At 38.2% G+C, this 12449-nt stretch carries 15 protein-coding genes; 2 read left to right on the forward strand and 13 right to left on the reverse strand.

Annotated features, from left to right (window positions below; all coding sequences use genetic code 11):
• Positions 1 to 1005: BapA prefix-like domain-containing protein (locus tag FTU75_RS06540; protein ID WP_180115461.1), on the reverse strand; the 1005-nt coding region annotated here is incomplete at its 3' end.
• A gap of 501 nt (positions 1006 to 1506) precedes the next feature.
• Positions 1507 to 2703 carry a peptide antibiotic transporter SbmA gene (gene sbmA / locus FTU75_RS06545; RefSeq protein ID WP_180115462.1) on the reverse strand — a complete coding sequence of 399 codons (1197 nt, stop codon included), beginning with the start codon at positions 2701 to 2703 and terminating at the stop codon, positions 1507 to 1509.
• Between the two features lie 459 nt (positions 2704 to 3162).
• Here sbmA and FTU75_RS06550 point away from each other — a divergent pair, with 459 nt between their 5' ends.
• Entirely contained in the window at positions 3163 to 3357 is a 195-nt protein-coding gene (locus FTU75_RS06550) for a hypothetical protein (RefSeq protein ID WP_180077334.1), read from the forward strand.
• A 284-nt stretch (positions 3358 to 3641) separates the two neighbouring features.
• Here the strand turns inward: FTU75_RS06550 and FTU75_RS06560 are convergent, their stop codons facing one another.
• The 9 genes from FTU75_RS06560 to FTU75_RS06595 all read right to left on the reverse strand — a co-directional run bounded on the left by FTU75_RS06560 (position 3642) and on the right by FTU75_RS06595 (position 10757).
• The gene (locus tag FTU75_RS06560; RefSeq protein ID WP_257223730.1) at positions 3642 to 4364 is read right to left on the reverse strand and encodes an AbrB family transcriptional regulator; all 723 of its coding nucleotides are present in this window, start codon (positions 4362 to 4364) and stop codon (positions 3642 to 3644) included.
• Positions 4365 to 4463: 99 nt separating this feature from the next.
• Positions 4464 to 5396 (reverse strand): LysR family transcriptional regulator, encoded by a 933-nt coding sequence (locus FTU75_RS06565; RefSeq protein WP_180077346.1) that lies wholly within the window; start codon positions 5394 to 5396, stop codon positions 4464 to 4466.
• 226 nt (positions 5397 to 5622) lie between these two features.
• The gene (locus tag FTU75_RS06570; protein ID WP_111886050.1) at positions 5623 to 5730 is read right to left on the reverse strand and encodes a DUF2474 family protein; all 108 of its coding nucleotides are present in this window, start codon (positions 5728 to 5730) and stop codon (positions 5623 to 5625) included.
• An 11-nt stretch (positions 5731 to 5741) separates the two neighbouring features.
• Positions 5742 to 6746 carry a cytochrome d ubiquinol oxidase subunit II gene (gene cydB / locus FTU75_RS06575; RefSeq protein ID WP_180115463.1) on the reverse strand — a complete coding sequence of 335 codons (1005 nt, stop codon included), beginning with the start codon at positions 6744 to 6746 and terminating at the stop codon, positions 5742 to 5744.
• The gene (locus tag FTU75_RS06580; RefSeq protein WP_180115464.1) at positions 6739 to 8169 is read right to left on the reverse strand and encodes a cytochrome ubiquinol oxidase subunit I; all 1431 of its coding nucleotides are present in this window, start codon (positions 8167 to 8169) and stop codon (positions 6739 to 6741) included. The genes cydB and FTU75_RS06580 overlap by 8 nt, the downstream gene beginning before the upstream one ends.
• 259 nt (positions 8170 to 8428) lie before the next feature.
• Complete coding sequence (locus FTU75_RS18405) at positions 8429 to 8842, reverse strand: DUF2946 domain-containing protein (RefSeq protein WP_078193302.1); 414 nt, start codon at positions 8840 to 8842, stop codon at positions 8429 to 8431.
• Between the two features lie 205 nt (positions 8843 to 9047).
• Entirely contained in the window at positions 9048 to 9920 is an 873-nt protein-coding gene (locus FTU75_RS06585; RefSeq protein ID WP_078193078.1) for an MBL fold metallo-hydrolase, read from the reverse strand.
• Positions 9921 to 9922: 2 nt separating this feature from the next.
• Positions 9923 to 10339 (reverse strand): DUF6691 family protein, encoded by a 417-nt coding sequence (locus tag FTU75_RS06590; RefSeq protein WP_180024030.1) that lies wholly within the window; start codon positions 10337 to 10339, stop codon positions 9923 to 9925.
• Position 10340: 1 nt separating this feature from the next.
• On the reverse strand, positions 10341 to 10757 hold the full coding sequence (locus tag FTU75_RS06595; protein ID WP_180035493.1) for a YeeE/YedE family protein: 417 nt from the start codon (positions 10755 to 10757) through the stop codon (positions 10341 to 10343).
• 126 nt (positions 10758 to 10883) lie between these two features.
• Between FTU75_RS06595 and FTU75_RS06600 the strand changes: the two genes are divergently transcribed.
• Entirely contained in the window at positions 10884 to 11192 is a 309-nt protein-coding gene (locus FTU75_RS06600) for a metalloregulator ArsR/SmtB family transcription factor (protein ID WP_180115465.1), read from the forward strand.
• A 43-nt stretch (positions 11193 to 11235) separates the two neighbouring features.
• Here the strand turns inward: FTU75_RS06600 and FTU75_RS06605 are convergent, their stop codons facing one another.
• Both FTU75_RS06605 and dsbG read right to left on the reverse strand, forming a co-directional pair.
• Entirely contained in the window at positions 11236 to 11598 is a 363-nt protein-coding gene (locus FTU75_RS06605; RefSeq protein ID WP_180115466.1) for a YidH family protein, read from the reverse strand.
• Between the two features lie 88 nt (positions 11599 to 11686).
• Entirely contained in the window at positions 11687 to 12439 is a 753-nt protein-coding gene (dsbG, locus tag FTU75_RS06610; protein ID WP_180115467.1) for a thiol:disulfide interchange protein DsbG, read from the reverse strand.
• Positions 12440 to 12449 lie beyond the last annotated feature (10 nt).

Below are 12449 nucleotides of genomic sequence, written 5' to 3' on the forward strand. Positions count from 1 at the left end.
GGTGATATCCGTCAACGCATCAATACGGTCTTGCAAACCATCTTTGGCATCTTGCACGGCTGCTGGTGCAGACGGTAAAGCATCGACTGCATCTTGCGCTGCGTCTTTGGCGTCTTGTGCCGCTTTGAGTGCTTCTTCAAGTTCGGCTTTTTCGGTTGGGGTGATTAAACCATTTGCATTGGCTTCTTCTAATGCATCTTCTGCGGCTTGATACGCATCTTCTGCCGCTTTTACTGCCGCTTCGGCATCGGCAATTTGTGCATCAACTACATCATCAATGCCATTGCCATCGGTATCGGTGACCGCTGGAATCTCGATATCCGTTAAGGCATCAATGCGATCTTGCAGTGCATCTTTGTCCGCGCTGTCTGGCAAGGCATCCACTGCATTTTGTGCTGCATCTTTAGCATCTTGCGCATTTTTTAAGGCATCTTCTAAAGCTGCTTTTTCTTCAGGGGTAATTAATCCATCCGCTTGTGCATCGGTCAAAGCATCCTTTGCGGCTTTATTTGCATCTTCTGCTGCTTTTACCGCTTTTTCTGCCGCATCGAGTGCTTGATTTGAGTTGCCCGAACCCGATGAACTATCTGAATCATTATTTGCCCAAGCTAAAATGCCTCCAGCAGTAACTAAAGGAACTAACCACGTCCATAAACCAACTGTTGAATCTGAATAGAGTAAAGGATTAATTTCATCGATCGGATTATAGTTAATTTCAAATAATCCAGCTTCATTTGGATTTGTTTCTAATAGATATAATTTATCATCTTCTTCTAGTACAACATTGTTTTCATTTGGATTATCTGTAAAGTAATTCTCAATTATTAGTTGCTGTCCATCTTTCATTTTTATAATTAAAGTATTTCCACTTCTCTCCATACTTAAAACATTTTCTTTTGAAGTATGTATAACAACAACAGAAGCCTCCTTTAATAAAATATTACTCGTTTGTATGTTTTCTAAAACAGAATGATGTTCTTTTGACACAACTTGGACTTGTAACATGACAATTACCCTCTGGTTTATTTATAGATTTATGATTTAAAAATTTTTTTTAACCACAAGCTTTATCTTATTAATCAAAAGGCATGTGAATGGACATATAACAGTTCAGCAAAGTTAAAAAAAATATTAAAGTTTTTTTCTTTATCGCATTGTTAAGATGCTTCACGCCAAACAGAAAGAATGAATTTGCACACAAACACACACCAATACCCAAAATATGTGATTTTGTTTGCATTTCAAATGTAAAAAAAAAGCAAATAAAATGTGATAAAATTCAACAAAAATGTAATTTTTATAAATTAATCATCAATATGGATACAATATACATACGTAAAATTACCAAAATTACATAATAAGTATTTTTATTTACATTTTTTTTATAAAATCATGAAATAAGTTCTAACCTCTTTAATTTATTGATTTTATTTATTTGTAATTCTCATTAATTAAAACCATAAAAAAAACCTGTAATTAATTACAGGTCATTTTTAAGATTAAAAATTAATTATTAATTGTTTTTTCAAATGCTTTTAAACGTTTGTAAATAGAAATCAGTTCAATAATGGTTGTCCACGAGGAAATCAGGTATTGGAAAGAATCACGTACACGCCCAAAGACATTTAAAATTTGCATTAATATACCGAGCGTGATTGTTCCCGCTGCAATACTTGGAAACAATACAAAGAACCCATAAATATTATCAAGCTGCATATACCAAATACGAACTAGGTTGAAATAAGCATAGTGAAAATACAGTCTAAAATAATTAAATCGGACTTCACCAAATAATTCTTTTAATGTGAGAGGGTCTGCTCGATCTGCATGATCTTCACCATAAACTAATTCTTTACGATATGCTGCTTCGACTTTTTGATTATTAAACTCCAAACCCGGTAGTTTATAACCCACAAGCATTAAAATAACCGTCCCTAATACTGCCCAAAGGACTGCCGCCCAAACTAATGCATAGGCAATTTCCCCCACGACAGGTAATTTCTTTACATGTGTTGATAAAGTTAACAGCACAGGTAGAAATGCAATTAAGGTCATCACCGATTCAACCAAGCTAACCCCAAGTCCCTCTGTGGTTCTCGCAAAACGCATCGTATCTTCTTGAATACGCTGTGAGGCACCTTCGATGGTTCTCAGTTTTTCCCAATGTGCAGTATAAAAGTCATTCATTGCGGTACGCCAACGAAAAACATAATGACTGACGAAAAACAGGTTCAATACCGCCAGTGTGACATACACCATGGCCACATAGAGAAAAGTCAGCGTCTCTGAATATAGCGTCGCCACTTCGCCCCCACCACCTGAAAGCATCTTCTGGATCAGATCATAGAATGGGTTATACCAAGCATTGATTACGACATTACATTCCACACTAAACCAAACATTAAACAGGATAAATGCGGTTCCCCACACAGACCATCGTTGCCAAGGATTATCTGATTTAATCTTCCAAAAGGCTGCAAAGAGTGCCGTTGCTACAAAAAACCAAGCATAGAACCATAAAAATTTGGGGCTCCAAAATCGGCTAATACCAATAGGCAGCTCTGCTTGATGATAATTTGCAGCTAAACCAAACATCGTACCCCAACTATTGCCACCGCTATACCACAAGACAATATTGATCACGAACCATATAAGGAATGATCCAAAAAACCATTTTGGATTTGGAAAAAAAGATTTAAACATTGGTCCTACATTTCCCTGAATCTTTGTTTTTAGATTGAGTTGCTGATAATAAGTTTTATTTCATTAATTTTCTTGTTCAGATTGAATATTTAACGCTGTTTAATCTGAAATTTAACAATCAAATACAAGACGACACATCTTTCGGTTAGCTTAAGGATGAAAACTGCAGTTCACCTTAAATTCATTATTGATCATGCCCTTTTGATGATCTGGTCATTGTTTGTGGAACAAAAAACACATCTTAGGACATATAATTACTGTTAAAAAGTTTGTCATATTTTAAAATTTTTTTTGATATCAACAGATTAAAAAACCTTAATTTATTTAACCATTATTTAAACTTAAGTTATGGAAATCTCTAAAATATTTTCTGCGATGGAGCTCACGTCATTTACAAAACATGTTTCTTCACCAATAATATGCTAAGTTCAATTAACAACCTATGCTTGGGGAAGTAAAATGGAAAGTGCAATTGTTGAATTACTCAAACCAATTACATTAAATAAAGAAAATTGCAGTCCTTTGTTTTTTGAAACTGGTACCGTTTTAAAAGTGATTATGCAAACGCCAGAAGGCCTTTTGGTAAGTAATGATGACAAATTTAACTTTATGATTTCATTCAAAGATAAGAATGATGTTTGGCGCGAAATTTAATTTTGACGTTAAATCTTTAAATCTTCGAATTTTGCATAATAATGAAATTTAAAATTTACTGATCTAAAACGGCATTAAAATAATAAGGGACTGACTAGAGCAGTCCTGAATCAAATTGATCCCTCTTGCTCATCTTCACTTTCAAACCATCATTTAAGACCGTTTTCTCAACTATCTTTCATTAATCTCATTTTTTTCTAACTTCTACTCCACTTTATTTCAAATGCAATCTAAAGAAAGTGTTCTATTTAATTCATCTGAATCAAAGATCGAATTGGGGATAATTAAGGCTTATATGTTGTTTTAAAAAATATTTTTTTGCTCAATTGATAGAAATAATTGGTGGTCAATATCACAAAAATCAGGCGTGATAGTTGAAACGCAACCACGATAGGCACAGCTAATCCAAGGGCTTTTGCCATTAAAGACATTTCTGCAATGCCGCCGGGAGATAAGCCTACACCTGCAGCTAATACACATGAAGCGCCGTCAAAACGCGTGCCATCTTCAGCAATTGCAGCAATAAATGTCCCATCTTCAATAATCAGTTCATTGATTTTTGTGTTGTAGCGAATCTCGACCCCTAAATCTTTTGCACTTCTAAAATAGGCATTCACCAAAGCTTTACCACCGCCCATAAAAAATGCATTGGTCCGTGCTACATGTAAGGCACCTGATAACGGTGGTTGAAAATTTACCCCATGTTGACGCATCCAATTACGGCAAGTTGCCGTGGTGCGAATCACTAAACGCGCTAAATGCTCATTGGTTTTACCTGCAGTCACTTTGAGTAAGTCCTGCCAATATTCTTCTTCTGGATAGGCATCAACTAACACATCTTGAGGTTCATCATGCATACAACGCAGGTTACGGGTATGTTGTGAATTTCCACCGCGCCATTCCTTTGGTGCTGCTTCTAACAATAAAACTGAAGCGCCAGCCTCCCTTGCTGTCAATGCTGCACATAAAGCGGCATTCCCACCGCCAATTACAATTACATCATGCATTCGATGTCTTCCCTTTCGAATTTGATGTAATTTAAGACCAAAACTGCCTAGCGCTGTGATAGGCAACTTTTAAATAGGTGTTTAGTAAAATTAAATAGGCTAAAAGTCTAATAGCTCTGCACTTGACCATAATCCTTTATTGATCAGCTGCTTAACACAAATTTTAATTGCTACTTTGGTGGCGAGACTTGCAGGAGAAAGCTCTTCTTCAGCAATACTAATAAGATAATTAATTCGATCTAGCACTGGTTCGACTACTTTGAGTAAACAAATATCTGATTTGAGATAATCAAAATGTGCACTGACAGGTTGAATGGTCGCCATATTTAAGTTGCTGACACAGTTCATGAGTAAGTGTAAACCATCAACTTCATAATTTACGTCCAGCCCTTCAACCTTTTGATCTATGAATTTACGTAGACCATGTCGTTGGCTTGGTAGTACCAGAGGCAAACGATTCACATTTTCTAAATCAATTTTTCCATTTTCAATGCAGTGTTCAAAGCCATACTCTTTCAGTAAAGAACGATTTGCCATAAGAAACATTTGTTCTTTTAATAACGGTTGTACTGCCCAATTGGCATCGACATCTTGGGTAAAAATAATGGCAATGTCGAGCTGTCTTGAGTTGACTAAATTGGTTAAATTTCCCGAGAGACTTTCAACTAAATGAATTTTAATATCAGGATAACGCTCTGACATGAGCTGCATAAAGGGAATACCCAATACAGATGCGATGCTTGGAGAAAATCCTACACTCACATGACCAGTCAGACGAGATGAGTGCGCCGCCTCAATAGCATATTGCACATGACGTAGAGAAAGTTGAGCTTGCTTAAAAAATGCTAAACCCGCTGGCGTGGGCGTCACACCTGTAGAATTTCGCTGTAATAAACGTGTACAAAGTTCATCTTCAAGTTTTGCAATTTGTTGACTGAGTGCCGATGTGCCAACCTCAAGTTTTTGTGCAGCTTTGCCTAAACTTCCAGATTCTACAATGGTGATGAAATATTTGAGCTGTTTAAGTTCCACTCACGCTCCTTAAGATTTTTTCAATGCTTCATGTTAGTTTTAACAATATAGAAGCTAAAAAAACAGAAAAATCATTCAAAAGAAGTATTGAATATAAAAAAATATATTTTATGTATTTCGACACTTTAAATTGTCATATTCTACTTACTCAATTCACCTTTAGTCCCTCAAAAAAATCCACTATCTTACCCAGCAAGATAGTGGATTCAGATTTAAGGAATAGGTTCTAGTAAGCCCACTGCACCAGCAGTCTAAAGAACCCTGCAACAAGCGCCAAACTCAAGACACCACCAAGCCATAGCACAATAAACCAGCCTGCTTGATTCAGTTTCATGATGATTCTCCTTAATGATAGCCATCATCGCCGACACGAACTTTGTCACGGAACACCCAATACGACAGTGCGGTATAGAACAAAATAATCGGTATCAGCACCAATGCTCCAATCAAGGCGAACAATTGACTGCTTTGCGGTGCTGCTGCCTGCCAAATGGTGACGGATGGTGGGATGATATTTGGCCATAGACTGATTAAGAACCCTGTATATGCCAGCACAACTAAGACAAGTGTATAAATAAATGGCGCAAATTCCTGACGTCTTTTACAGGCACGTAAAGCCAATAATGTGAAGATCAATACTAAAATCGGCACAGGGCTAAAATAGTACAGTTGCGGCAAGCTAAACCAACGATTTGCAATCTCTGCATGTACCAATGGGGTGTAAATACTCACTGCAGCAAAAATCACAAATAAGGCAATAATCAGTTTTGGCATGAGGCTAAACATATGATTTTGAACACGTGCATCAGTTTTAAAAATCAACCATCCGCAGCCCAAAGTGGCATACAGCACCACTACAGCAATGCCGGTAAAAATTGAAAATGGGGTCAGCCAATCCAATCCGCCACCACTATAAATACCATTGGTGGTTTCAATCCCTTGGATATAAGCACCTAAAATCATACCTTGGAAGAATGATGCCAAGATCGAGCCCCAAATAAACGCTTGATCCCATAAATGTTTGGTTCGGTTCGCTTTAAAACGAAACTCAAAGGCGACTCCACGGAAAATCAGCGAGATGACCATTAAGATAATCGGCATATACAGCGCAGAGAGTACAGTCGAATACACCAATGGAAATGCCGCAAATAAGCCTGCACCACCTAAAACCATCCATGTTTCATTGCCATCCCAAACTGGTGCGACTGTATTCATCATCACATCGCGTTCTTGGCGATCTTTTACTAAAGGAAAAAGGATACCAATCCCTAAATCAAAGCCATCGAGTACCACATAAATCAGCACACCTACAACAATGATTACTACCCAAATTAAGGATAAATCAATCATGGTTTTTCTCCTGTGGTTGTACTTCAAGCGACTCATCAATCGTACTCATTGGACGATTTGATGCACGAATGACCTCACCATCGCTATGGGCTTGAGAATGAATGAACTGGGGTCCTTTAACCATCAATTTGAGCATGTAATAAATCCCAATACCAAATACGACGCAGTAGACAATCACAAAGATTATTAAGGTTAAACCGACTTGTTCTGCCGATACTGGTGACAAGGCGTCTTTGGTACGCAGTACGCCATACACGACCCAAGGTTGACGCCCGACTTCTGTGGTAAACCAACCAGCAAGCAGGGCAATAAAGCCTGAAGGTCCCATACATAAGGCAAATTTGTGTAGCCATTTTGACTCATAAAATTTCCCAGTTTTACGCAACCATGCCCCCATCAGAGCAAGCAAAATCATCAAGACTCCCATACCGACCATAATGCGGAAGCTCCAAAATACTATGAGCGAGTTTGGTCGATCTTCAGGGGCAAATTCTTTTAAGCCTTTCACCTCTCCCTCTAAGGTGTGCGTCATGATCAGACTACCGAGGTTCGGAATGCCAATTGCATACTTGGTTTCTTCCGCCTCCATATCAGGAATACCGAACAAATATAACGGCATGCCATGATCTTTATTAGTTTCCCAATGTCCTTCAATTGCAGCAAGTTTCGCAGGTTGATGTTCTAATGTATTTAGACCATGCATATCCCCCACAAATACCTGTAAAGGTGCAAGTGCGAGAATCATCCACATCGCCATAGAAAATGATTTTTTTACTAAGGCATCACGGCGACCTTTGAGTAAGTGCCATGCTGCAGTAGCAGCGACCAATAAGCCAGATACAAGGAATGCTGCTAGAGCCATATGCGCTAAGCGATAAGGGAATGATGGGTTAAAAACGATAGCAAACCAATCTTGCGGCACTATAATGCCATTTTCAAAGCTAAAGCCTTGTGGAGTTTGCATCCAGCTATTGGAAGATAAAATCCAAAACATGGAAATACAGGTGCCAATTGCCACCATCAGTGTGGCAAAGAAATGGGTTTTAGGACCCACTCTTCCCCACCCAAACAGCATAATGCCTAGGAAACCCGCTTCTAAGAAGAAGGCACTCAAGACCTCATAACTGAGTAAGGGGCCAGTGACACTACCCGCAATACGAGAGAATTCACTCCAGTTGGTGCCAAATTGGTAGCTCATGACTACCCCTGAAACCACTCCCATTCCGAAAGACAATGCAAACACCTTGATCCAAAATTGGAACAGATCACGGTAAACGGGATCTTGTGTTTTAAGCCAACGCCATTCTAAGACCGCAAGAAAACTTGCTAGCCCAATGGAAATTGCAGGGAAAATAATATGAAAAGAAACTGTAAAAGCGAATTGAATTCGCGCCAATTCAAGTGCTGTCAAACCTAAATCCATGTCTATCACCTTATTGTGGAATTATGCGGTGAACCACTAACGGCCCATAATTTCGGGACTGCTTTAGGAAAGATAGATCAGTACGATGACGCAGACTGTTGTGAATCTGTTGGGATTTGATCAATTGTTTTAGCCTAATGATATAGGCGAACCGATTCTGTTCGCATCCGCTAAACGATGCAAAAATATAAAGTTTCATAAAATCACTCTTTAAATACCGAGGTAAATCAACAATTCAAATTGTTGGTCTGATTAGGATTTAAAGTGTGTGTGGAGGTGCCCTACCTTGTGGAAGTAAGTAAAGCCTTTGCAGTGAAAAATATACATGTCGGAAAGCATCTTTATAGAAACTTAGACGGACTTGAATCTTATCGATGATTTCAACTATCTCAAAATCAAAAGGTAGGACAACATCACCATAGACGGTACAGTATTGGCATTGATGGTTATGTCCATTGTGATCGTCGTGATTATGATCGTGGGTCAGATGATGAACAAGTTCGTTATACGTCTCATGTACGTGTTTGTGCTTTTCTGGGGACAGTAAATTATGTGTAATAGAGAGACATACCGGAGCAATTTGAAATTCTTCGGGTAATAGCGGTTGTAAATATACTGCGATTTGCAAAACTAAAGTTAAAATTGCAAAAAACAGTCCACTCTGTCTTAGCAACATATTCTCTCAACAGATGCCAACGAAAGCAAAAATACTTAAAAGGCAGTGCTGGCTTGAAATCCGATCATACAAGTCAGCTTTATAGAATAAATATACCTAAAATACCAAGATCTTTAAAGTGAATATTCACTTTAAAGATATAAATATTAATTTTTAAGATAAAGACATAAATAAGTCTTTAATAATTTGAAATACAATATTTTTAGGTTTTAAAAAAATTAAGCGGTAACTTTAAATACGACACCCCATTTTCTTCAGGTTCGGGAAATTGGCCCGCTTTCATATTGATTTGAATCGACGGCAAAATCAGTTTAGGCATACTTAATGTTGCATCCCGCTCATGACGCATCTGCACAAATTCAGATTTTGTAGTTCCCTCATGAATATGAATATTGTGCTCTTTTTGCGTTTGAATATCGGTTTGGCAGTGATATTCATCACGCGTTTTTGGCAAATAGTCATGGCACAAGAACACCCGGGTGGACGCTGGCAATTGATACAGTTTTTGCACCGAATCAAATAAGGTATCTGCACTACCACGCGGAAAATCACAACGTGCTGTGCCATAATCTGGCATAAATAAAGTATCACCGACAAAGACTGCATCACCCACTACATAACTTAAACATGCAGGCGTATGACCTGGTGTCGGGATGTTATATGCCTCTAGCTCACCAATATGAAAATGCTCATGATCATCAAATAAATAATCAAATGGTTGTTGAGCATTAAACTGCTTGATATCTAAATTATAAATGGCACTAAAGGTTTCTTGCACCAAGGCAATATGATGACTCATGGCAATTTTGCCACCGAGTACAGATTTTAAATATTGTGCTGCAGTCAAATGATCGGCATGCACATGGGTTTCCAAAATCCAATCTACTTTTAAATCTTGTACTTTGACATATGCAATGATTGCATCAGCATGGGTGGTCGAGGTGGTTGCCGAAGCCGCATCATAGTCCAAAACACTGTCAATGATAGCGCAGCGCTTGGTTACCGGATCACTCACCACATAACTAAATGTATTGGTCGCTTGATCAAAAAAATCCTGAACAATCGGTTGTTGCATAGTTAAGCTCCTGACCATTTACGGTGAATCAACACGCCTGCAAGCATCGCCACTATAAAATATAAAACTTGATAATGCCCTAAGCCAATTAAGGTGAAACTTGGCGCTGGGCAAATGCCGGCAATCCCCCATCCCACACCAAATATTAAGGCACCGATAATAAGCTTTGAATCAATTTTATTGTTACTTGGTAAATCAATCTGCTCATTAAATACTGTGGTTGGTGCACTGCTACGTACCGCTTTTTGGAATGGAATAAATGCCACAGCAATTGCACCCATCATGACAAAGGCAAGGCTTGCATCCCAATTACCAAATATGTCTAAAAAATCGATCACTTTTTGCGGATTAGACATGCCAGAGAACATCAAACCTACTGAAAAAAGCGAACCAAAGACAAAAGCTAAAAAGTTTTTCATTTTAAAATGCTCCAATCAAGTGACGAACGACATATACAGCAATAAAGCCTGCAAACATAAAGGTCATAGTTGCAATGATGGAACGTTTAGATAATCGGCTGATCCCACAAATACCGTGACCACTGGTACAACCAGAACCTAAGCGGGTACCAAAACCCACCAGTAAACCAGCAATAATCATCATTATTGGGCTAGCAGACACGATAATCTCTGGTTGTACAAAAAGACCATAAATAAATGGCGTGATGATCAAGCCTGAAAGAAACCACACTGCAGGCGTTTTAAAAATCGTCTGTGGATTCAGTACCTGCGCAATTAAGCCACTGATGCCTGCAATACGCCCATGGACATACAAATAACCCACCACTGCTATACCCAACAGAGCACCACCAAGAAACGCTGTCACAAAATCATGCATAGTTAATGCGCCATAAAACAATATTTAAACTTATATTATATAATATTATATATTAATCAAGTCATTTTATGTTATTATCTCGATATACTTTGCTCCTTTTGCTTTTTATGATTCAGGTTAGACGTTATGAACATCGCAATCGATAACTTAAAAATTGAATTTACGCATGTTGATACCGTTTCCAATTGTTTGAAAGTGTTATCAAATCCTGACCGTTTAAAAATTTTATGTGTGTTGATCAATGGCGAATTAAATGTTCAGCAAATTGAGGAATGTACTGATATTCATCAGCCGACCCTATCGCAACAATTGACCGTTTTACGGAACAATAAAATTGTTTCGACACGTCGCGAAGGCAAACAAATTTTTTATCAATTGGCAGACCCTAAAGTGCTGGGTATTATGCAAACGCTGTATCAATTGTACTGTCAGTAATAAACATTTTTGTGCATGCTTTTGTATGGAAGCTCAGCTAAGCTTAGTAAATCCAAAATGAGATGATCAGTAAAAACCCAGTCAGCATGGTCAATAAATTCAGCCACACGGGATGTTGGCTCTGATAATCCGCAATAAATTCCTGTTCGGTTAATGATCGCAATCCTCGACGATATTGCAAAATTGAGGCAAAGTTCACCAATAAACCAAACACAATCACGGCAATGCCAAGCCATTGTCCATAGATAATTTTGTGCTGATATTGCTCAGGGTGCAGTAATTGTAGCAATACATTTGATTTTTCAATCACAAAACCAAAGGCTATCAGCGCTAAACCACTGCGATTCCATGCCAATGCCGTACGTTCCAAAGCAAACAATACCCGTGGATCTTGTAAATTTGACATTGTGCCCTCTGATGTTTAAGTCGTTGATGTTGAGCTTAGCATGATCTTAGACGGGCTGATGTGTTGGCTTGGTGAACATCCATTTTACTTATTTTTCAAAGATTTCTTTGAGATCACTCGGCATCCCTTGTGCGGACTGAAAGTTCCCCTTGCTGTCACGCCAAGCAATGGATGGTGTTGAGAAGAAACCATATTTGCCCATTAACCTTTGGTTAAAATCAATTTTTTCTGCAATCTCTAAAGGAATATTTTCAGCTGGTTTAAGACGATTTTTGCCACGATTGACATTGATATCATTAAATACGGCTGTTGGATTTTTTGACATCAGTAAAGTTGCCACCTGAGCACGGCTTTCTTCACGAATCACACCCACTTGAATATGACGTAATTGAACCTTGTCTGACTCTACCCAAGGACGTGCTTCTTGCCAAAATTTATGGCAATACGGGCAATTGGGATCTGAGAATACATAGACAATACGTGGCGCATCGGTTATGCCATCTTGAATCCATGTTGAATCTTCTAATGTTTTCCATACATCATCCAAAATGGCTTTTTTCATATGGGTTTCAATTTGGGTGTTTGAAAGATTATTGCCTTGGGCATCAAACAACTCACCTTTTATATAATATTTACCATCTTTAGAAATAAAAATGGTATTGGAATATTGATCTTCATGTCCTACCCAACCTGTTAAACCTTCGGGTGCAGGAATTGGTTTGACAAATTGAAAGCCTTCTTTTTCTAGTTGTTTTTTAATGGCATTCGGATTAGCACTGACACCACATGCCACCGTCAACAGTGTTCCGATAACTAAACTGGTTTTAAGTAAAGTATTCATGACACATATC

The organism is Acinetobacter sp. YH12140, from assembly GCF_013418475.1.
Lineage (GTDB): Bacteria > Pseudomonadota > Gammaproteobacteria > Pseudomonadales > Moraxellaceae > Acinetobacter > Acinetobacter amyesii.